Annotated in this window: 15 protein-coding genes; 8 read left to right on the plus strand and 7 right to left on the minus strand. The window is 74.4% G+C overall.

What is annotated here, in order from left to right; genetic code table 11:
* The first annotated feature begins 3 nt into the window (after nucleotides 1–3).
* Entirely contained in the window at nucleotides 4–1,821 is a 1,818-nt protein-coding gene (locus tag MMF93_RS29945) for a glycoside hydrolase family 15 protein (protein ID WP_242756294.1), read from the plus strand.
* Nucleotides 1,822–1,983: 162 nt separating this feature from the next.
* Nucleotides 1,984–3,333 (plus strand): NADP-specific glutamate dehydrogenase, encoded by a 1,350-nt coding sequence (gene gdhA, locus MMF93_RS29950; protein ID WP_242756295.1) that lies wholly within the window; start codon nucleotides 1,984–1,986, stop codon nucleotides 3,331–3,333.
* Between the two features lie 97 nt (nucleotides 3,334–3,430).
* On the opposite strand, the gene MMF93_RS29955 is transcribed toward gdhA, so the two are convergent.
* From MMF93_RS29955 to MMF93_RS29975, 5 genes are all read right to left on the minus strand, one after another.
* Entirely contained in the window at nucleotides 3,431–4,924 is a 1,494-nt protein-coding gene (locus MMF93_RS29955; RefSeq protein ID WP_242756296.1) for a glutamate-cysteine ligase family protein, read from the minus strand.
* Between the two features lie 152 nt (nucleotides 4,925–5,076).
* A complete protein-coding gene (locus MMF93_RS29960; protein ID WP_242756297.1) occupies nucleotides 5,077–5,646 on the minus strand; it encodes a hypothetical protein in 570 nt (189 codons plus the stop codon).
* 56 nt (nucleotides 5,647–5,702) lie between these two features.
* Complete coding sequence (locus tag MMF93_RS29965; protein ID WP_242756298.1) at nucleotides 5,703–6,599, minus strand: MBL fold metallo-hydrolase; 897 nt, start codon at nucleotides 6,597–6,599, stop codon at nucleotides 5,703–5,705.
* 101 nt (nucleotides 6,600–6,700) lie between these two features.
* Nucleotides 6,701–7,456: an MIP/aquaporin family protein gene (locus tag MMF93_RS29970; protein WP_242756299.1), complete on the minus strand. Its 756-nt coding sequence runs from the start codon at nucleotides 7,454–7,456 to the stop codon at nucleotides 6,701–6,703.
* 133 nt (nucleotides 7,457–7,589) lie between these two features.
* The gene (locus tag MMF93_RS29975) at nucleotides 7,590–8,528 is read right to left on the minus strand and encodes a VOC family protein (RefSeq protein WP_242756300.1); all 939 of its coding nucleotides are present in this window, start codon (nucleotides 8,526–8,528) and stop codon (nucleotides 7,590–7,592) included.
* Nucleotides 8,529–8,670: 142 nt separating this feature from the next.
* On the opposite strand from MMF93_RS29975, the gene MMF93_RS29980 reads away from it, so the two are divergent.
* Both MMF93_RS29980 and MMF93_RS29985 read left to right on the plus strand, forming a co-directional pair.
* Entirely contained in the window at nucleotides 8,671–14,928 is a 6,258-nt protein-coding gene (locus MMF93_RS29980) for a type I polyketide synthase (RefSeq protein WP_242756301.1), read from the plus strand.
* Nucleotides 14,925–15,719: a thioesterase II family protein gene (locus tag MMF93_RS29985; RefSeq protein ID WP_242756302.1), complete on the plus strand. Its 795-nt coding sequence runs from the start codon at nucleotides 14,925–14,927 to the stop codon at nucleotides 15,717–15,719. Before MMF93_RS29980 ends, MMF93_RS29985 begins: the two co-directional genes overlap by 4 nt.
* Here the strand turns inward: MMF93_RS29985 and MMF93_RS29990 are convergent.
* Complete coding sequence (locus MMF93_RS29990; RefSeq protein WP_242756303.1) at nucleotides 15,716–16,471, minus strand: class I SAM-dependent methyltransferase; 756 nt, start codon at nucleotides 16,469–16,471, stop codon at nucleotides 15,716–15,718. The two genes, MMF93_RS29985 and MMF93_RS29990, sit on opposite strands and share 4 nt — an antisense overlap.
* A 112-nt stretch (nucleotides 16,472–16,583) precedes the next feature.
* Nucleotides 16,584–17,705: an NUDIX domain-containing protein gene (locus MMF93_RS29995; protein ID WP_242756304.1), complete on the minus strand. Its 1,122-nt coding sequence runs from the start codon at nucleotides 17,703–17,705 to the stop codon at nucleotides 16,584–16,586.
* A 288-nt stretch (nucleotides 17,706–17,993) separates the two neighbouring features.
* Here MMF93_RS29995 and MMF93_RS30000 point away from each other — a divergent pair, with 288 nt between their 5' ends.
* The 4 genes from MMF93_RS30000 to MMF93_RS30015 all read left to right on the plus strand — a co-directional run bounded on the left by MMF93_RS30000 (nucleotide 17,994) and on the right by MMF93_RS30015 (nucleotide 21,878).
* Complete coding sequence (locus MMF93_RS30000; protein WP_242756305.1) at nucleotides 17,994–18,545, plus strand: hypothetical protein; 552 nt, start codon at nucleotides 17,994–17,996, stop codon at nucleotides 18,543–18,545.
* A gap of 128 nt (nucleotides 18,546–18,673) precedes the next feature.
* Nucleotides 18,674–19,291: a DNA polymerase ligase N-terminal domain-containing protein gene (locus tag MMF93_RS30005; protein WP_242756306.1), complete on the plus strand. Its 618-nt coding sequence runs from the start codon at nucleotides 18,674–18,676 to the stop codon at nucleotides 19,289–19,291.
* Nucleotides 19,288–20,319 carry a non-homologous end-joining DNA ligase gene (gene ligD / locus MMF93_RS30010; RefSeq protein WP_242757852.1) on the plus strand — a complete coding sequence of 344 codons (1,032 nt, stop codon included), beginning with the start codon at nucleotides 19,288–19,290 and terminating at the stop codon, nucleotides 20,317–20,319. The genes MMF93_RS30005 and ligD overlap by 4 nt, the downstream gene beginning before the upstream one ends.
* Before the next feature lie 68 nt (nucleotides 20,320–20,387).
* A complete protein-coding gene (locus MMF93_RS30015; protein WP_242756307.1) occupies nucleotides 20,388–21,878 on the plus strand; it encodes an aminotransferase class I/II-fold pyridoxal phosphate-dependent enzyme in 1,491 nt (496 codons plus the stop codon).
* Nucleotides 21,879–21,886: the final 8 nt, after the last annotated feature.

The following is a 21,886-nucleotide window of genomic DNA, read 5'->3' on the forward strand; positions in this document are numbered from 1 at the left end:
ACCATGACGCAGGAGGCTCCTTATCAGCGACGTGGCGGCAGCGGGGACGGCACGCAGCCGTGGCCGCTGCGCGACTACGCGTTCCTCGGCGACGGCGAGCGCGGCGCTCTCGTCAGCCCGCGTGGCGAGCTCGTATGGATGTGCGCGCCCTGCTGGGACAGCGACGCGGTCTTCTCCCGGCTCATCGGCGGAGCGGGGCAGTACGCCCTGCTCCCCGACGACGACTGGCAGGTGTCGGGCGGCTTCTACGAGAGCGGCACCCTCATCCGCGTCAGCCGCTGGGTGACCGCGGACGCCGTGCTCCTGACCAGAGACGCCCTGGCGCTGCCCGCGACGCCCGAGCGGCTCGTGGTCCTGCGCCGGATCAGCGTCGAGCGCGGGCCGTCCTCGGGGGTCGGTGTGCGGATGTGCCTCGATCCCCGCCCGGACTTCGGGAAGGCCGCGATGGGTGCCTGGAGGCGGGCGGAGGAGGAGCCGGGCCCCGCGGGGGACCCGGCTGCCGTGTGGGAGGCCTTCGGCGGCGGGCTGCGCATGCGCTGGTCCGGCGCCCCGGAGGCCAGGCCAGGGGCGGACGGGGCGCTGTACGGCGGGTTCGTTCTGCGGGAGGGCGAGCGGCGCGATCTCGTCCTGGAGATCGCCACCGAGCGGGCGTCCGGTGGCGGCAGCCTGGAGCCCCACGGGCTGTGGAAGGAGACCGAGCGCCGCTGGCGGCAGTCCGTGCCCGACTGCTCGGACCTGCTGGCCCCGCGGGACGCACGGCAGGCGTACGCGGTGCTGACGGGCCTGACCAGCGGGGCCGGCGGCATGGTGGCGGCCGCCACCACGTCACTGCCGGAGCACGCGGGCGAGGGCCGCAACTACGACTACCGGTACGCCTGGCTGCGTGACCAGAGCTACGCGGGGATCGCGGTGGCCGCCCACGGGCCGCACCCGCTGCTGGACAGCGCGGTCGACTTCGTCACCGCCCGTGTCCTGGCGGACGGCGACTCGCTGCGGCCCGCCTACACCGTCACGGGCGAGCGCGTCCCCGACGAGCGCAGCCTGGGGCTGAGCGGCTATCCGGGCGGCAGCGACCGGGTCGGCAACAAGGCGGGCAGCCAGTTCCAGCTCGACACCTTCGGCGAGGTCCTCCAGCTGTACGCCGCCGCCGCGCGCCACGGCCATCTGGACAACCCCGACGTGCGCCGTGCGGTCGACGTCGCCGTCGCGGCCGTCGAGCGCAACTGGCAGCACCCCGAGGCGGGGCTGTGGGAGCTGGAGAAGCGCTGGTGGACGCACTCCCGGCTCAGCGTGGTGGCCGGTCTGCGGGCTCTTTCGGCGCAGCTGCCCGAGCGGGAGGCGGGGCGCCACCAGCGGCTCGCCGCCACAGTGCTGGAGGGGACCCGCGCCCGCTGTCTGCGCAGCGACGGGGTGTGGGCCCGTGCCGCCGACGACCCGAACATGGACGCCGGTGTCCTGCTGCCGCTGGCGCGCGGCTGCCTGCCCGAGGAGGACCCGACGACGGCCCGCACCGTGGCCGCCGTGCAGGCGGAGCTCGCCGAGGACGGCTACGTCTACCGCTTCCGGCACGACCACCGCCCGCTCGCCGCCGCGGAGGGCGCCTTCCTGCTGTGCGGCTTCATGATGTCCCTGGCCGTCGACCACCTCGGTGACCGTCCCGCCGCCTACCGCTGGTTTGAACGCAACAGGGGCGCGTACGGGCCGCCGACCCTGTACGCGGAGGAGTTCGACGTCGAGCAGCGCCAGCTGCGCGGCAACCTGCCGCAGGGGTTCGTGCACGCTCTGCTGCTGGAGAACGCGGTGCGGCTGGCCGAGGAGTGACCGCGCCGCGGGAGCGCGCCCCGCCGGGAAAACGGGCATGCGACCCTCGCCGTGGAAAGTGGTTTTCGCCACCCGAGAGCGGAGCGCGTGCTACCGGCACGTACCCTCGTGAGCCGCACGGCCTTTCGGGACCGGGTCGGGCGTGGCGAGTGACGAGGAGAGATGCCCGTGGATGCCAGCAGCCGTATCGAAGCGGTGTACGCAGACGTTCTGCGCCGGAACCCCGGTGAGTCCGAGTTCCACCAGGCCGTGCACGAAGTGCTGCACAGCCTTGAGCCGGTGCTGCGCAAGCGGCCCGAGTACGCCGAGGCGAAGCTGGTGGAGCGGCTGGTCGAGCCCGAGCGGCAGGTGCTCTTCCGGGTGCCGTGGACCGACGACGCGGGAGAGGTCCACGTCAACCGCGGCTTCCGGGTCCAGTTCAGCAGCGCGCTGGGCCCCTACAAGGGCGGACTGCGGTTCGTGCCGGACCTGGGGCTGGGAACCGTGAAGTTCCTCGCCTTCGAGCAGATCTTCAAGAACGCGCTGACCGGTCTCGGGATCGGGGCGGGCAAGGGCGGCGCCGACTTCGACCCGAAGGGCCGCAGCGACGCGGAGGTCATGCGCTTCTGCCAGTCGTTCATGACGGAGCTGTACCGCCACCTGGGTGACCACACCGACGTGCCCGCGGGCGACATCAACGTCGGCGGCCGGGAGATCGGCTACCTGTTCGGCCAGTACAAGCGGCTGACCAACCGCTTCGAGGCGGGCGTCCTCACCGGCAAGGGCACCGGCTGGGGCGGCTCGCACGCCCGTACGGAGGCGACCGGCTACGGCACCGTGCACTTCGTCCGCGAGATGCTCGCCAGCCGCGGCGAGGACCTGGCGGGCCGCCGCGTCGTCCTCTCCGGCTCCGGCAACGTGTCGCTGTTCGCCATAGAGAAGGCCCAGGAGCTCGGAGCGCAGGTCATCGCCTGCTCCGACTCCTCCGGCTACCTGGTGGACGAGGCCGGACTCGACCTCGACCTGCTCAAGGAGATCAAGCTGGAGCGCCGCGGCCGCCTCGACACCTACGCCGAGGCCCGCACGGGCGCCCGCTTCAGCACCCAGGGCTCGGTCTACGACGTGGCCTGCGACATCGCCCTGCCGTGCGCGACGCAGAACGAGCTGACCGAGCAGCACGCGGTCGTCCTGGTCAAGAACGGCGTCAAGGCCGTCGCCGAGGGCGCGAACATGCCCTGCACCCCCTACGCGGTCGAGGTGCTGCGTGAGGCGGGCGTCCTCTACGGGCCCGGCAAGGCAGCCAACGCGGGCGGGGTGGCGACCTCGGCCCTGGAGATGCAGCAGAACGCCGCCCGTGACTCCTGGCCCTTCGAGCAGGCCGAGGGACGGCTGGCCGCCGTGATGCGCGACATCCACACCCAGTGCGTCGCCGCTGCCGAGGAGTTCGGTACGCCCGACGACTACGTACTGGGCGCCAACGCCGCCGGGTTCCTCCGCGTCGCCGACGCGATGCGCGACCAGGGCGTGGTCTGAGCGGCCCGAGCCCACGAGGCCACGGCCGCGCTCACGGCCCGGCCCTTGCGATGGGCTGCGGCCGCGGACCCGGCTGGCCCCCTCCGGGCGGCCCGTCTCAGGGGACGCGGTGGCGGGCGATGTGGTGTGCGGGGAAGCCGGCCGGGTCGCGGGCGCGCTCGGCCAGCATCCGTTCGGCGAAGGTGACGCCCTCGTCCAGCACTGCGTCGAGCGGGTCCAGGAACGCCAGGGCCTCGGGGCGCTCCGCCCCTGTGGCGACCCGGGCCCGCAGGCCCTCCCGGCTCAACCGCAGCAGCTCGGCGGCGACCTCGCGCACCGGGCGCCCCGCGAGCCGCGCGCCCAGACCCCGGCGGGCGATGTCCTCCAAGGCGGTTCGGTGCTCCCCGGGGCTGATGCCGCGCAGCATCTCCGTGGCGGCGGCCCGTGCGGGCGGGTGGTAGCCGAGCCCGGTGAAGAAGGCGGGCGCGGCGAACAGCGCCCGGTAGGGCGGGCCGTCCACGGCGCGCAGCTCCAGCGTCTCGCGTACCCGCACGTCGGAGAAGATCTGGGAGAGGTGGGAGCGCCAGTCGGCGAGACTGGGCCGTCCGCCGTCCGGAAAGCCGGTCGTCAGCAGGGTGCCGAAGTCGGCGGCGGGCGCGGCGCACCGGCCGCCGTCGGGTGCCGCCCGGTGGATCATGGGGAGGGTCAGCGCCCAGTCGATGACCTTCTCGACGTCCACGTCCTGCCGCAGCATCGCCGGGATGACGCCGGTACGGGCCGGATCCGTGCGGCGGAGGCTGTCCATGCGCCGGGACAGCAGCCCGCACGGCCGTCCGCCCTCCAGAGGCGCGTTGAGGAACAGCGCGGCGGCCGGTGTGGAGACGGCGGCCAGCGTGCGCAGCTTGTCGGCCAGGTCGCCGGGCGAGGTGAAGTCGAGGGAGACCTGCGTGGACAGCGCCAGGGACATCACCCACGGCCCGCCGGACCCCGCCGGGCCGAGGCTCTCGAAGTGGCGCCGCATCACGGGTGTGCGCGAGTGGGGCACCCAGGCGACCTGGTCCGGCGCCGTGAACGGGTACTGCCCTCCCGGCACCAGCGCGAAGCCGAGCCGCCGGGCCGCGGCGGCCACCTCGCGTAGGGCCGCGTCCGTCACCCGGGCCAGCTCCGCCACGCAGGTGCGGGGCGGCGAGGAGTACTCGACCGCGCCGCCGTGCTCCAGCGTGACCGTGCCGCCCCCGGCCAGCCGGACCCCGGTCAGCACCGTGCGGTCGGACATGGGCGCGGCTCCAGGCCACTCGGCGGCCAGCAGCTCCAGGAGGGCGCGGAGCCCGCGCGGGCCCTCGTAGGGGACGGCGGCGCCGGTGGCCGGGTCCACCGCGGCCGTCTCCACCTCGACGCCCACCAGCTCACGCGGCCCGCTCGCATCCGCTCCCGCGCCGGAGGCACGCGTCTCGCAGGCACCCGTCTCGGACGCACCCCTCTCGGAGACGCCCGGGTGGGAGTCACCCGTGCCGGAGACACCCGCGTCTGCGGCGTCCGCACCTGCGGCACCAGCGAAAACGCTGCGGAGTGCGGCCCGGGTGAGCGGCGGGGGAGGGGAAGAGGGAGCCATGGCATACCTCGGCGGGGCGGGCGGCGGACGTCGCGGCGGACGCCGGAGAACGCCACCATCCTCGCGCCCGCCGTCGCCCTCACGCCGCACACGCCGCCACCCGGGTGAGCCCTTCGGGTGAGGGCCGCCCGCTCACGGCGGCCCGGCGCTCCTCACCACAGCCAGGCGCTCGACGTCATCCCGCCGAGCGCCGCACCGGCCACCGTCTGCGCCACCGTGTGGTACGTCAGCGCTATCCGCGACCAGCACACGGCCGCCACCAGCGCGTAGGCCGCCAGCCACCAGGGCGAGTGCACCACCGCCAGCATCGCCACCACACCGGAGGCCACGGCCGCGTCCACGCTGATCTTCCACCCCGCGTTCACCGTCATCAGGCACACGGTCATCGCCCACATGGCCACCATGGCGACCAACAGGTCGGCGGGGGCCCGCCCCAGCAGCATCACCAGCGCGCCCAGCCCCACGGAGCCGAGAATCACCAGGAAGATCGGGAGCCGCTGCCCGCGGTCCACCACGTGCCGGTCGCCCCAGGTGCCGCGCCGCCGCTCCCAGTCGATGTACGAGGCCGGGACGACGCCCGCGCACAGGGCCGCGAACAGCCCCCACGGCGCGCCCGTCCAGTCACCCGCGGCGGCGACCCCGAGACCGGTCAGTCCTGCCAGGAGTGTGTTGCGGGGTTGCAGGACGTCGGTGACCAGGCGTGCGGTTCTCACAGCGGTCATGGGGGCGTGGCTCCTCGCGGCGTGCGGCGGACCCGCCGCCGGACGTGCCGCGGGCGCTACCAGCGTAGTGCGGTGAAGTCGACGGGCCGCGGGCTCATCCCCCGCACGCGGCCGGCCAACTGTTTCATCCGCCGGGCCATTTCGGACGCCGGCAGCTGTGTGCGGCCGCCGTGCCCCGGCAGCAGCCACTCGAAGCGCAGCGCGTCCACCGTCCTGGCGAGCGAGGTGGCCAGTTCCTCGATCGAGTACCAGGTCACGCTCTGCGCCACCTCGATGTCCTGGAGCGTCCGCGCCCAGTAGAAGCTGTCCCCGCTGAAACAGTAACGCTCGTCGGCGACGTACAGGACGCTGCCGCGGGTGTGTCCCGGCAGCGGGAAGACGCGGACCCCCTCCGCGACGTCCACCGGATCGGTGCCGCGCAGCACCTGGTCCGCGTCGGGGGCGGCGTCCAGGTCGCCCTCGTGTATCCACAGCCGCGCCCCGAGCCGGTCGGCCCAGTCGCGGCCGTGCGCCGCGTGGTCCCTGTGGGTGAGCAGTACGTCGGTGAACCGGCCCAGTTCCTCGTAGCGTTCGGCCAGCCGTTCGCTGAAGCGGGGCGTGTCCACCATCATCCACGTGCCGGAAGGGCGCCGCAGCAGATACGCGTTGGCGCCCGCGGTGTGCGTGGAGTTGTGGCCGCACAGCAGGACGTCGGGTTCCAGCGCGAGCGGGAAGGGATCGGGCGCCGCCGGATCGAGGCGTCCGCCGGCGGGGCGGATCGAGCGCGTGTGGCAGGCGAGCGCGGCGGCCAGCATCTGCCGCGCCTCGCCGTCGTCGCGCGGCTGGCGCACGACCTCGGAGCGGCCCTCGCCCTGGGCGATGAGGTCCGGGGCGAGCTGGCGTGCCACGTCGCAGTCGGTGCACCTGTCGTCCACGTACCAACCGGTCTGCCCGGTGGGCGCTGTGGTCTCCATGGGACTCCCTCCTGGGCGCACGTGTGGGCACCGTGCGTACACACCCGTACGTCCTTGTGTGCCCCCAGCACACCTCAGGCCCGGCCGGGAGTGGAAGACCGCTACGCCGCGGGGTAGGCCATGAAGAGCAGGGCCGCCAGCACGCCGCCCAGCAGTGGTCCGGCCACGGGGACCCACGCGTAGCCCCAGTCGGCCCTGCCCTTCCCCTTGATCGGGAGGACGAACGCGTAGGCGATCCGGGGCCCCAGGTCGCGCGCCGGGTTGATGGCGTATCCGGTCGGCCCGCCCAGCGAGGTGCCGATCACCAGGACGACGAAGGCGACCGCCGCGTAACCGAGTGCCGAGTTGCCGAAGTTGGGCAGCACACCCTGGTCGGCGTCCCCGGGCTTGAACGCGGGCGAGAACAGGACGAAGGCCACCAGCACGAACGTGCCGAGCGCCTCGGTGACCAGGTTCCAGACGGGGTTGCGGATCGTCGGCGCCGTCGAGAAGACGCCCAGCGTGCCGGCCGGGTCGTCGTGGTCGTCGAACTGGAGCTTGTAGGTCGCCCAGCACAGGACCGCGCCGATGATGCCCCCGAGCATCTGCGCCAGGAAGTACATGGGCACGTCCGACCACGGGGTCTTGTCCGCGACGGCGAAGGCCAGGGTGATCGCCGGGTTCAGGTGCGCGCCACTGGGCGCCGCCAGGCTCGCGCCGGTGAAGACCGCGAAACCCCACCCGACGTTGACGAACAGCACGCCCCCGTCATTGCCGTTGGTCCTGCGCAGGACGTTGTTGGCGACGACTCCGGTGCCCAGCATCACCAGGACCGCGGTACCGAGTAGTTCCCACAGGAATATGTCCCCCGCGCTCATCCGCTACCTCCACAACGTCGCGGCTCACACGCCGTTCACTCGACGACGATGGGCGCGCACCCTACTGGCTCGGCGACGGACCGCGACAGGCTGAGGGCGTGCGAATCCCGAGTTGTGCTCCAGCCGTTGCGGGTCAGGTGGTGTCCGGCCGGGCCGGGGTGCCGGGGATTTCCAGTACGGCGAACACGGCGCCCTGCGGGTCGCGGAGCACGGCCACGTCGCGGCCCTGGCCGTTCGCCCCCTCGTACAGCACGGCGGCGCCCTCCCGCCGCGCGACATCGACGGTGCGCGGGGCGTCGCGCGCCCCGAAGTAGGGCATCCAGAACGGCTCGGCGCCGGGTCGCCCTGCGGCCAGCACGGTGCGCCCCGCCACCGCCTCGCCGGGCGCACCGGGTGCGCCGTCCGGGCCGCTCCTGGCGGGGTTCCCGCTCGCGCTGTCCGTGCGCCCGGCGCTCTCGTCCGGCAGCCGGAAGGCGGCGTAGTGTTCCTCGCCCGCGGCATCGTGGGCGGTGACGTGCACCCCCAGTACGGCCTCGTAGAACCGGTCGGCCCTGCCGGTGTCGCGCACCGCCAGCTCCGCCCAGCACAGCGCGGACGGCTCCCCGAACAGGCCTGCACCCAGGTGTGCGCGGGCCTGCCAGAAGCCGACGTGCGCCCCCTCCGGGTCCACGGCGGCGACGGTGCGGCCGAGCACCCCGAAGTCCTCGGGCCCGTGGCGCACCTCGCCGCCGGCCGCCGCCACGCGGTCCGCGAGGGCGTCGGCGCTCCGGGTGGCGAACGAGACGATCCAGTTCGCCTCCGCGCCACCGTCGCCCTCCTCCCCGGAATCGGACGACTTCCCGCCACCGGACGCCTCTGCGGTGCCGGACGGTTCGCCGGTGTCCGAGCGTGCGATACCGGCCACCATGTGCCGCTGCCAGGTGGCGTATCCGTAGTGGTCGTAGGCCGGCCCCGTGTGCAGGTAGGACCAGCCCAGCACCGCCGCGTAGAAGTGTTCGGCGGCCACCGGATCGGACGTCCGCAGATCGGCCCAGCACAGAGCTCCCGCCGGATAGGACACGGGTTCGGGCACCGGCTGTCTCCTCCCTCGTCCGCGGGGGCGCGGGCGGAAAAGCGGAACGCGCCCCCGCCGTACGTCATTGTCGAACTGTACGCATTGACGCGCGAGTTGGTCGCGGCGGAGGATGCGAGATCATCGGGGAAGGGGCTGTACGGTGCACAGGACGAACCCGCGGGGGCCCGCCCGCGAGCCCGGAGACCGGCAGGCCGACGAGCGCGGTCCCGCTTCGCAGGCAGGTGCGCGACCGCACGATCCGGACGCCGTCGCGGTGGTGGGCATGGCGCTGCGGGTCCCGGGCAGCGAAGGGCCCGACGCCTTCTGGGCGCACCTGGCGGGCGGCGTCGAGTCGGTCACCCGCTTCGACGCCGAGGAGCTGCGCGCCGCCGGAATCCCGGACTCCGCCCTGGCCGACCCCCACTACGTAAGGGCGAAACCGGTCCTCGAGGACGTGGCCGGATTCGACGCCCGCTTCTTCGGTCTGACACCCCGCGAGGCGCAGGTCCGCGACCCCCAGCACCGGCTCTTCCTGGAGTCCGCCTACACCGCGCTGGAGCACGCGGGATACGACCCCTTCCACGTTCCCGGCGTGGTCGGTGTCTACGGCGGCGGCGCGCCCAACCTCTACCGCGAGTGGAACGTGGCCGCGCACCCGGAGGCGTCCGCGTTCCTCGGCGAGGTCGGCGTGATGGTCGCCAACGCCGCCGACTACCTCACCACCGCCGTCTCCCACCACCTCGGCCTGACCGGGCCGAGCGTCAACGTGGCGACCGCCTGTTCCACCTCGCTGGTCGCCGTGCACACCGCCTGCCGGGCGCTGCGCGCCGGCGAGTGCGACGCGGCCGTCGCCGGCGGCGTCCAGGTCGAGCTGCCCCGGATCACCGGCTACCACGCGGCCGAGGGCGGCATGTTCTCCCTCACCGGCCGGGTGCGCCCCTTCGACGCCGACGCCGACGGCACCATCTTCGGCACCGGCGTCGGCACCGTCGTCCTCAAGCGGTACGCCGACGCGGTGCGCGACGGCGACCACGTACACGCCGTCATCCGCGCGTCCGCCATCAACAACGACGGCAACCTCAAGGCCGGTTTCACCGCGCCCAGCGTCGAGGGGCAGGCCCGGCTCATCAGGCGGGTGATGCGCGAGAGCGGGATCGACCCGGCGCGCGTCGGCTACGTCGAGGCCCACGGCACCGGCACCCGCGTCGGCGACCCCATCGAGGTCAACGCGCTCACGCGTGCCTACCGCGACCTGGGCCACACCGGCGTCGCCGACATCCCGCTCGGCTCCGTGAAGGGCAACGTCGGCCACCTCGGGCCCGCCGCGGGCGTCGTGGGGCTCATCAAGGCCGTCCTCGCCCTCGGGTGCGGCCGCATCCCGCCGAGCATCAACTACCGCAGGCCGCACCCGGCCATCGACTTCGAGAGCGGCCCCTTCCGCGTCAACACCGCCCTGTCCGACTGGCCGGCGCACCACGACGTGCGGCTCGCCGCGGTCAGCTCCTTCGGCGTCGGCGGTACCAACGCGCACGTCGTCGTCGAACAGCCGCCCCCGCCACCGGAGTCCCGCCGCCCCTCCTCCGGGCGTCCCGCGCTGCTGACCGTCTCCGCCCGTACCCCCGCCGCGCTCGCCGCCGCCACCGGCCGCCTCGCCGACGCGCTGGAAGCCGACCCGGGACAAGACCTCCACGACGTCGCGGCCACGCTCTCCCACGGCCGTCCACACCTGCGGCACCGGGCCGCCGTCGTCCCCGGCGAGGACGGGGCCGCCAAAGCCCTGCGCGCCGCCCCCGCCGACACCGCTCCCGCACCCGCAGACGGCGCGCCCGTGGCCCTGCTCTTCCCCGGCCAGGGCTCGCAGCACCTGGGCATGGGGCAGCGGCTCTACGAGCAGGAAAGCGTCTTCCGCGAGGCCGTCGACGAGTGCGCACGGCTGGCGCGGCCGCTGCTGGACGCCGACCTCACCGAGGTGATGTTCGCCGCCGACGAGCCGGGCGCGGCCGCCCGCCTGACCCGCACCGCCCTGGCGCAGCCCGCACTGTTCACCGTCGAGTACGCCATGGCGCGGCTGCTGGCCTCCTGGGGGCTGCGCACGGGTGCGATGGCGGGGCACAGCGTCGGCGAGTACGTCGCGGCCTGCCTCGCAGGGGTCTTCTCACCCGCCGACGCGCTGCGGCTGGTGGTGCGGCGCGGTGCGCTGGTGCAGGAACTGCCCGGCGGCAGCATGCTGGCGGTGCCGCTGGCCGCCGAGGACCTCCCCCGGGTCGAGGGCGCCGACATCGCCGCGTACAACGGCGCCCGCCTCACCGTCGTCTCGGGGCCCGACGCCGCGGTGGACGCCGTGCAGGCGGCCCTCGCCGAGCGCGGCGTGGCCGGACAGCGGCTGCACACCTCGCACGCCTTCCACTCGGCGATGATGGAGCCCGCCTGCGAACCCTTCGCCGCCGAGGTGGCGAAGGTGCAACTCCACCGCCCTACGCTGCCGTTCCTCTCCAACGTCACCGGCACCTGGATCACCGACGAGCAGGCGCTCGACCCCGCCTACTGGACGCGGCACCTGCGCGCCCCCGTCCGCTTCGCGTCCGCCGTCGCGCTGCTGCTCGACGACGACGAACTCGTCTTCGCCGAGGCGGGACCCGGCCAGGTGCTCACCGGTCTGACCCGCGCACAGGCCCTCGCCGCCGGGCAGCGGAACCGCACCGTGGTACCGACCATGCCCTCCCCGCAGGGCACCGAGGAAGGACCGCGCCGCCTGGCCCGCGCGGTGGGAACACTGTGGGCCGCCGGCGCGGAGATCGACTGGGACGCCTACCGGGGCGGCGAGTGGCACCGCGTCCCGCTGCCCACCTACCCCTTCCAGCGCACCGAGCACTGGCTCGACCCCGGCGGGAAACCGGCCACCCCCGCAGCCGCCGACGCGCAGCCACCCGAGCCGGACGAGGGGCGCCGCCCGATCGAACGCGCCCTCTTCCGGCCCGCATGGCGGGAGGAGAGCGACCCCGCACCCGCCACCGCCTCCCTGGCCCGCACCTGGCTGGTCTTCCGCAGAGGCGAGGGCCTCGACGAGACGGTCTCGGCGCTGCGCCGCGCGGGCGGCCAGGTCGTCACGGTCGAACCGGGCGAGTCGTTCGGGCGGCTGACCGGCAGCCGCTACCTGGTGCGCCCCGGAGCGCGCGAGGACTACGACGCACTGGCGGACGCCCTGGCCGCCGACGGCCTGACGCCACAACGCGTCCTGCACGGCTGGCTGTTCGGGCCACCCGACGAGACCTGTCGGACCGACGGCGTCGGCGGTTGGTTGGACCTCGGCTTCTTCAGCGTGCTCTTCCTCGCTCAGGCGTACGCCGAGCGCACCACCGCGCTCGCGCCCGGCATGCGCTGGGACGTGGCCGGCTCCCGGCTGCGCGCCGTCACCGGCGCCGAACCTGTCGAGCCCGCCCGCGCCGCGGTGACCGGCGTCTGCGACGTCCTGGCCAAGGAGCTGCCCGACATCGCCGTCCGCTGTCTCGACCTGGCCGAACAGCGCCACACCGCCGGCCTGTTGGAGGAGCTGGCAAGACCGGGCGGCACCGCGCCCGCCTTCGCCGCCTGCGGCGACCGCTGGATCGCCCTGCGCGGCCGCCGCCGCTGGCTGCTCTCCTACACGTCCGTGCCCGAACCGCGCGTCCACGGAGCCGCGGGCCCCCTGCGGGAACGCGGCACCTACCTGATCACCGGCGGGCTCGGCGGTATCGGACTGACCGTCGCCGAAGGACTCGCCAAGGCGGTACGCGCCCGCCTCGTCCTCACCTCCCGCTCCGCCTTCCCGCCCCGCGAGGAGTGGGACGAGATCGCCGCCGCCTCCTCCGCGACCGCTGCCTCCTCCGACGGCGACGGCGAGCGCGGCGCCGGAACCGCCCCCGGAGTGCGGGAGACGGTGCGGCTGCTGCGGCGCGTCGAGGGATACGGCGCCGAGGTACTGGTGTGCCGCGCCGACGTGACGGACGAGCCGGCGATGCGCGCCGTCGTGGAACAGGCCCAGGACGCGTTCGGCACCCTCGACGGCGTCTTCCACACCGCGGGCGTCCCCGGCGGCGGCCTGCTCGCCCTCAAGAGCCGCGCCGAGGCCGAACGCGTCATGGCCGCGAAGGTGCGGGGCACTCTCGTGCTGGACCGGCTGCTGGGGGAGCGGGTGGAGCTGATGGTGCTCTTCTCCTCCATCACCTCGGTCGCCGGAAACCTCGGACAGACGGACTACGCCGCGGCCAACGCCTTCATGGACGCCTACGCGCACGCCCGCGCGGCCGAAGGCCCCGGCTTCACCGTCTCCGTCAACTGGGACGCCTGGGCAGAGATCGGCATGGCGGCCAAGGCGGACGCCCTGGCCCCGGCCGCCTTCCGCGCACTACAGGCCGGCGACACCACGGTCGAAGCGGGGGCGCTGGCCGCCGCGGGCGGCCCCGTGCCTGCGCCCGGGGCCGCGGCCGGGGCCTCGGCCTCGGCTGAGCCGGTGCCCGTGCCGGGCACCGTGCCGGCCCCCGGGCCCACGTCGGCCCCGGGGGCCGGGTCGGCGTCGGCGTCGGCGGCCGCTCTCGCGTCCGCGTCGGTTCCGGCGGCCGAGTCCGGGCCGGTGCCTGAGCCTCGGCCGGGGGCTGCGCACGGCACCGTGCCACTCCCCGGAGCCACGTCGGTTCCGGGGTCCGGGCCTACGCCGGTCCCGGGGGCCGGGTCGGCGTCGGCGTCCAAAGTCGCTCCCGGAGTCGCGCCGGTTCCGGCGGCCGAGCTCCGGCCGGGGGCCGCGCCCGGCACCGTGCCAGTCCCCGGGGCCGCGCCAGACCTCGGGCCCTTCTCGGCCGCCGGGCCCGGGCCCACACCAGACCTCGGGCCCACGTCGGCCGCAGGGTCTGGGGGTCAGGCCGGTTCAGGTCCCCAGGCCGGGGATCCCCACGGTCCGGGTTCCGGGCGCGAGTCCGGAACCCACCCGCTGCTCGGCCGGCGGGTCGTCACCGGTTCAGGCGGCGACGCCCGTATCGCCTACCGGACCGTGGTGGACGGGGAGAGCCACTGGGTCTCCCGGGAGCACCGGGTTGCGGGCACACCTGTGTGGCCCGCGACGGCGTACCTGGAGATGGCGCGGGCCGCGGGGGCTGAGGCACTGGCGGGCGACCCGGTGGCGCCGGTGCCGCTCGTGCTGAGCGACGTCACCTTCCTCTCCGTCCTCACGCTCACCGGACCGACCACCCTGCGCACGGCCCTCGACCCGGAACGGGACGGCTACCGCTTCACCATCGCCAGCCGCCGCGACGGCGAGGAAGAGTGGACGGAGCACGCCACAGGGCACGTCCGCGGTGCGCCCAAGAGCCCGGCGCACGTGCACGACCTGGAGGTGCTGCGCGAGTGCTTCCCCGTCGTCAAGCCCGACACCGAGCCGTATGAACCCGAGCCGGGGCTCATCGACTTCGGGCCGCGCTGGACCAACATCGCCGAACTGCGGCGCGACGGCTCCTCGGCCCTCGCACGGATCGAGATGCCCGAGCCGTACCTCGCGGAACTGGCCGACTATCCGCTGCACCCCGCGCTGTTCGACGCCGCGACCTCCAACGCGGTCTACCTGCCGGAGCTCGGGCCCACGGGGGAGAGCTATCTGCCGTTCACTCTCAGCGGCGTCACGCTGCGCGGCCCGCTTCCGCCGGTCGTGCACGTGTACACACGGCGGCGCGGCGCTCACCGCACGATGGTCACCTTCGACCTCACCCTCACGGACACGGAAGGCCGCGAGGTGGTGGACGTGACCGGCTACACGGTCCGGATCTGGGACCCGGGCGCGTTCCGCGACAGCCTGGCGACGCGCGTGAGTACCGCGCCGGTACCCGAGCGGACCGCTGCCGCCGTGCCGGCCGCCGAGGCACCGTCCGTGCAGGCGCTCACCGGCCCACAGGCGGGTCCGTCCGCCGGCCCGCCCGCCGGGTCGGGCATCGGGGGCGCGTTCGCCATCCGCCCCGAAGAGGGCCTCCGGGCGCTGTGGCACATCCTCGGCGACCGGCTCGGACCGCAGATCGTCGTCGTCCCCGAAGGCATCGGGCAGCGGCTGCGCGCCGTCGAGGCACTCACCCAGAACGTGATCGCGCAGGCCGGACAGGCGCCTGAGCACGCCGGCGAGGCGGCTGCCCCGACCGCCGGGACGGCCGGGGGAGCCGCACGGTCCGAAGCGGACGGCGCACCGGCGAGCACCCACGCACGGCTGGCGAAGCTGTGGTCCGACGCGCTGGGCATCGACGACATCGGCATGGACGACGACTTCTTCGCGCTCGGCGGCAACTCGCTCGTCGGCGTCCAGCTCGCCGCCCGGGTGCGCCGGGAGTTCGACACCGAACTGCCGATCGCCACCCTCATCGAGAACCCGACCGTACGCGCCATCGCAGGGATCATCACCGCATGAGCCAGACCACCCCGGCGCCGGGCACCGATCCGTGGCTGCCCTTCCCGCCGCCCGCCGCCGCCCCGGCAGCGGAACCCGGACACGGCCGCCGGGCACGGGCCCGACTGCTGTGCTTTCCGTGCGCCGGTCAGGGAGCGTCCGCCTACCGTCCGTGGCAGCGGCTGCTCGCCGCGGACGTCGAGGTGGTGCCCGTGCAGCTGCCCGGCAGGGAGGGCAGGGCCACGGAACCGGCCCACACCACCATGGAAGGGCTGATGGCCGAGCTGCTGCCGGTGCTGGAGGAGCTGACGGCGGAGGCGGAGGCGGGCTACGCGCTGTTCGGGCACAGCCTGGGAGCGCTGGTCGCCTACGAGGCCGCCCGCAGGCTGGAGGCCGCGGGACGGGTGCCGCTCGGACTGACCGTCGCCGCGCAGCGCCCGCCGCACCTGCCGCTCGATCGCGAGCCGGTGCACGACCTGCCCCGCGCGGCGTTCATGACCACACTGGGCCTGTACGGGCAGGTGCCCGTCGAACTCTTCGACGACCCGGCCGCCGTCGCGCTGGCGGCCGCCGCACTGCGCGCCGACTTCACCCTCGTGGAGACGTACGCACCGGCGGACGAGCCCCGGCTGCGCTGCCCGGTCACGGCACTGGCCGGACTCGCGGACACCTCGCTGCCGCCCCGCGCCATGCGCGCCTGGCAGGAACTCACCGCAGGACCCTTCACGTTCCGCCCCGTGCCGGGCGACCACTTCTTCGTGGGCGAACGCACCGACGAGCTGGTCGGCGTCCTGCGCGCGGCACTCGGCTAACAGGCGACCACGAGCAGGTCCGTCACGTAGGTCTCAACGACCTGCTCGTCGCGCAGCTCCCGGCGCAGGCGGACGCGCTCGGCTTCGGCGAAGCGCTGCGAGGAGTCCTCGCCGCGTACCAGGAAGGCCGAGTGGGTGAGGAGGTTGCCCACATGCGCGTCGAGGGAGACCGTACGGCTCCACCGCACCTGGCGTCTGGAGACCGGCAGTCCCTGGAGTCCGGCGAGCCGGGAGGCCTCCACCTCGTCGGGGCGCGCCGAGGGCGGCTCGGTCCCGGTGTGCTGAGCGACGCGTTCCGCCTGCGCGGCGATCCACGGCACGTCGAGAGCGCTGGTGTTCCACCACAGCGCCAGCGCGCCGCCCGGGCGCAGAACACGCCGCGCCTCGGGGACGGCGGACTCGGGGCGCGTCCAGTGCCAGGACTGCGCGTATGTGAGCAGGTCGCGGGAACCGGCGGCCAGTGGCAGCGCGTTGCCGTTCCCCCGCACGAGCGGCACGTGTGGCAGGGCCGCGCGGCATCGCGCGGCCATGCCGGCGCCGGGCTCGACGGCGACGACCTCGGCCCCGCGCTCATGCAGCAGCGCGGTGGCGATGCCCGTGCCCGCGCCCACGTCCGCCACCGACGCGCCGGCGAGGGACAGCCCTGAGAGTTCCTCGACGGCGTCGAAGAGCGCGGGCGGATAGGAGGGCCGGTGCGCGGCGTACCGGTCGGCCGCCGCGTCGAAGGACAGGGCACGCGAGGTGTCGGTCATGGCCCCATCGTCGCCGCTCGTCCGCTTCCCCCGCGAGGGAGCCCTCCTACGGCCTCCTAGGAACTTCTGCCGCCCGCATCGCGACCGAACGCTCGGCTTCTGTGAGGCGAGGTCAGTCTTCCGGGAGGGAGGGCCGGGTGGGTGTGCCGGGTGCGAGGGCCGCCGAGAGCAGCCTGGCCTCGTGCGCGGGTACCGCCGCGACGGCCTCGCCCGGCGAGAGCCAGTGCGCCGTGGCCGGGGGCGGTTCCCCTGTCGCTCGGGCCGCGAACAGGTGCGCCACCAGGGCGCGGCCGCCCGAGGGACAGCGCGCGCTGTCGACGGCCAGCAGCCGGCCGACCGTGTGCCCGCACTCTCCCGCGTGCCGCGCCAACGCCCGGGCCGCGCCCTCTTCGGGCGTCTCGGCGGCCGCCACCACCGTGCCGGGCAGCCGGTACGGGGACCCGGGCCCCCGGCCGCCCTCCGACCCCGCCCACGCTTCCTCCGCTTCGTCCGCTTCCTGGGGTCCCGTGCCGGTGCCGGTGCCGTTTCCCGTGCTCGTGACCACCAGGATCCGGCCGCTCCGGTCCGTCACCAGAGCCGCCGCCGCGACGACGGGCCCCGGCAGCAGTGCCCTGCGGTCCCGTTCGTCCAGGGGCGCCGGATGCCCGTCCACCAGGTGGGCCGTCGCGGCTCCGCGCTCGGCGGCCAGCGCGGCAGCCGTACGCCTCCGCAGCCGTTCGGGGAGCCGGGCCAGCGCCTCCCGCTCGGGGAGGAACGCGGCGGCGCGCAGTTCGTCCCGCTGGAGCCGCAGGTCCTCGGCGGCCACCGGATGCGGCAGGTGAACGGCGTACACGCAGGCGGTCAGGGCCCTGCCGTACGCGGTGGCCGGAACGTTGTCGACGGCCAGCAGGCGGCCGACGCGGAGCCCGGCCGGGCACAGCTCCTCGCGCACTTCCCTGACCAGGCCGTCCACCAAGCCTTCGTCGTCCACCATGCCGCCGGGCAGGTCCCAGCCCGCCTTGTAGACGGGGTCGACGATCAGCAGCCGTCCCCGTTCGTCCCGGATGACCGCGTCGACCGCGGCGGCGGGGGAGGGGTGTGCGGCGAGGTAGGCGGCCAGCTCCGCGTCCGGGCCGGGCGCCGGGTCCGCAGCGGGCACCGCCGCCGGACGCGCCGCCTCGGCTCCGCGGGGTTCCGGGACGGCGCGGTCTTCCCGAGGCGCCGGAGCGGCGGGTGTGCGGGGCGTCGATGTCATACGGGGCCTCCTCGTGTCCGGTGCCGACGGCGCGCGGTGACCCGCGCGCCTCCCCCTCCGGTTCAACTCGGCCGCCGCCCGCGCGGGTACGCCCGCCCACGTGGCGGAACGCGGCCGATCTCCCCCCTCGGGTGACGGTTCCTCGTGCGTGAGCGAGCCGTGCGGTGTCACCGGCTCGCGCGCTCCAGGCTGCCGGTCTGACATATCGGGCATACCGTCGAGGGCGGCGGAGCCGGTCGAACGACCGGACAGTGACCGACAGTGACCGGACAACGAGGGGATGCGACGGTGAGTGAGCAGCTGAGCGAACACGTGGGCGAGGAGACGCCGTGCGACCGGGCCGCGCGTCTTCCGCACATCCACGTACGTCCTGGCAGTCCCGTGAACGGGCGGGATCAGGACTCGTCCCCGCTCGGCGCGGCCGCGCCCCGCACCGCGCACCCCGTCGTGCAGATCTTCACCGACGCCGCCCGTGCCGTGCCGGGCTACCCGCTCGCGCCGATCGTGACGGACGAGTTCTGCGTCCTCGTCGGACCCGGCAGCGCCTCGACCATGATCGCGGTCTATCTCGAGGACGTCGCCACCCTGTGGGTGGACCAGTACATGTGGAGCGCGTACGAGTGGTCGGACCGTGACACCGGCGAACTGGGCTTCCTGACGGAAGCGGTGGCGGCCGTGCAGCGCGGGGACGGTGCCGTGCACTTCAGGGAGGACGACGGGCGGCTCGTCCACCTCGGTGGCCGGATCGGCAGTCACGTCATCGGCCCTGGCGGCGTGCGTCCGCCCCCGCTCAGCTATCCGCTGATCCCCTGGGCCAGCCAGCTCGGCCCGGTCCACTGACGTCGGCCCCTGTCCGGCGGACCGGTGCCGAACGGAGGGCGGCGTGCGGTGTCGTCCGCTCGGCGGGGGGAACGCGGCAGGTGCGAGAAGGCCACGGCCGGGGCGGCGGTGGCCGGGAAGGACCGGGCGTGAGTGGCGACGACGACGGCTTGAGGACATACCGGCGCAAGCGGCGGTTCGACCGCACCGAGGAACCCGAGGGCGAGCGTGCACGCGGTGGCGAGGAGCCCCGCTACGTGGTGCAGATCCACGACGCGACGAGCCTGCACTTCGACTTCCGGCTGGAGTGGGACGGCGTGCTCAAATCCTGGTCGGTGCCCAAGGGCCCGTCCATGAACCCGCACGACAAGCGGCTGGCCATGCCCACCGAGGACCACCCGCTGGACTACCGCACCTTCGAGGGCGTCATCCCGCGCGGCGAGTACGGTGCGGGCCCCGTCATCGTCTGGGACGAGGGCACCTACGAGCCCCTGTCCCGCGACTTCGGCAAGGCGTTGGCCAAGGGCCACATTTCGTTCCGGATGCATGGCGGCAAGCTGCGCGGCGACTGGGCGCTCTCCCGCTTCCGCAGCGGCGACGACGGAGAGCGCGAGGCGTGGCTCCTGGTCAAGAAAAGCGACAGCCACGCCTCCTCACGCGGCACGCCCGACCCCTGGCGGGTCCGCTCCGCGCTGAGCGACCGCACCCTCAAGCAGGTGCGCGAGGAGCCGGCCGAGCGGTGGACCCGCGAGGGCGGCAGGCGGTGAGCGGCCTGCTCGACACGCTGCCGCAGGAGCAGCGCACGCTGCTCAGGAAGGCGCCGTCGGGCGGCCGGCTGGCGGAGCAGCCCATGCGCGCCGAGCTCAGCGACCGGCGCGACTTCTCCGCCGGCGGCTGGATCTTCGAACGCAAGCTCGACGGCGTACGGGCGCTCGCCGTCAGGGAAGACGGCGGCGAGCGGCTGCTGTCCCGCAGCGGGCGGCGCGTGAACGCCACCTACCCCGAGATCGCGGAGGCCCTGGCGGCCCAGAGCCGGGCCGACTTCACCGTCGACGGCGAGATCGTCGCCTTCGCAGGCGGCCGTACCGACTTCTCCCGGCTCCAGCAGCGCATGCAGCTGAGTACCGAGCGGCAGGCCAGGGCCAGCGGCGTCGCCGTCACCTACTACGTCTTCGACCTGCTGCGTCTCGACGGCATGGACCTCACCAGGCTCCCGCTGCGCACCCGCAAGTCGCTGCTGCGGGCCGCGCTGGACTTCCGGGCACCGCTGCGCTTCACGCCGCACCGCAACGAGGGCGGGCAGCAGCTGCTGGACGAGGCCTGCGCCAAGGGCTGGGAGGGGCTGATCGCCAAGCGCGCGGACGGCCGCTACCAGCCCCGCAGGTCCCCCGACTGGCTCAAGCTCAAGTGCGCGGGCGGCCAAGAGCTGGTCATCGGCGGTTTCACCGAGCCGGCCGGGAGCCGGGTGGGCTTCGGGGCGCTGCTGGTCGGCTACTACGCGGACGGCGCGCTGCGCTACGCGGGCAAGGTCGGCACCGGCTATGACCGGCGGACGCTGCTGACCCTGCGGCGCGGCCTCGACCAGCTCCAGGCGCCTCGGTCCCCGTTCGCCGACCCGGTCCGCGAGCGCGGCGCGCACTGGGTCGAGCCCCGCCTGGTGGCGCAGATCGGCTTCACGGAGTGGACCCGCGACGGCATGCTGCGCCACCCCCGTTTCCTGGGTCTGCGTGACGACAAGAGGCCCGAGGACGTCGTCCGCGAGACGCCGCGCGAACGGGGCGGACCCCGGACCTGATCACCCCGCGCCGGCCCCGGCGGCGGACGACGGGTTCCGTTCGGGCCTGCGCGGGCACTACGGGAGCCATGGATCACGATGCCGTACCGGTGCTGGAGGCACTGGCCCGCTACCGGGACGCGGGGGAGCTGCCGTTCAGTCCGCCGGGACACAAGCAGGCGCGGGGCGCCGACCCGCGCGTCCGCGAGGTGCTGGGCGACGCCGTCTTCCACGGCGACGTCCTGGCCTCCGGAGGGCTGGACGACCGGCGTACCCGCGCCGCGGTCCTGGTGAAGGCCGAGCAGCTGATGGCGGACGCGGTGCACGCCGAGCACACCTTCTTCTCCACCTGCGGCAGCTCGCTGTCGGTGAAGTCGGCGATGCTCACTGTCGCGGGGCCGCACGAGAAGCTGCTGGTCGGCAGGGACGCCCACAAGTCCGTCGTCTCCGGGCTCGTGCTCTCGGGCATCCGCCCGGTGTGGGTGGAGCCGCAGTGGGACGAGGAGCGGCTGCTGGCGCACGCGCCGCCCGCCGAGGCGTTCGAGGCGGCCTTCGCCGAGCACCCGGACGCCCGCGGCGCCCTGGTCACCAGCCCCACCCCGTACGGCACCTGCGCAGGGCTGCGCGCCATCGCCGACGTCTGCCACAGCAGGGGCCGCCCGCTCCTCGTCGACGAGGCGTGGGGCGCCCATCTGCCCTTCCACGACGACCTGCCGACCTGGGCCATGGACGCGGGCGCCGACGTGTGCGTGACCAGCATCCACAAGATGGGCAGCGGCCTGGAGCAGGGTTCCGTCTTCCATCTGCAAGGCCCGTACATCGACCCGTTGACGCTGGCCCAGCGCGCCGACCTGCTGGGCACCACGAGCCCCAACGTGCTGATCTACGCGGGGCTGGACGGCTGGCGCCGCCAGATGGTGCAGCACGGCGACCGGCTGCTGGGCCACGCGCTGGACCTCGCCGCCGACGTCAGGCAGCGCCTGGAGGCCATCGACGGGCTCCACGTCAACGACAGGGCCGACTTCGTCGGACAGGGGCTGGCCGCCGACCTGGACCCGCTGCCGGTCGTCATCGACCTCGCACAGCTGCCGTTCACCGGCTACCAGGCCGCCGACTGGCTGCGCGCGCACCGGTACCTCGACGTGCACGTCAGCGATCACCGCCGCATCAACACGCAACTGACCCATGCCGACGACCGGCACACCACGGGGGCGCTGCTCGACGCCGTCGGCGAGCTGGTCGCCCGGGCCGACGAGTTCCCCGCCACGCCGACCGTGTGCCTGCGCAGCCCCGCCGACCTGCGGATGGAGCAGACGTGCCTGCCGCGTGACGCCTACTTCGGCGCGCACGAGGACGTGCCGGTCCAGGAGGCCGAGGGCCGGATCGCCGCCGAGATGATCACCCCGTATCCGCCAGGTATCCCCACCGTGCTGCCGGGGGAGCGGCTGACCCGGACCGTTCTGGACTACCTGCGCACCGGCGTGGAGGCCGGGATGAACCTGCCCGACGCGGCGGCGCCCGACCTGAACACCGTCCGCGTGGTCGCCGAGGACCCCCCGCCCGCCCCCCGCCTGCCGTGACAGGCATC

It is taken from the genome of Streptomyces tubbatahanensis (assembly GCF_022699385.1).
Classification (GTDB): Bacteria; Actinomycetota; Actinomycetes; order Streptomycetales; family Streptomycetaceae; genus Streptomyces; species Streptomyces diacarni.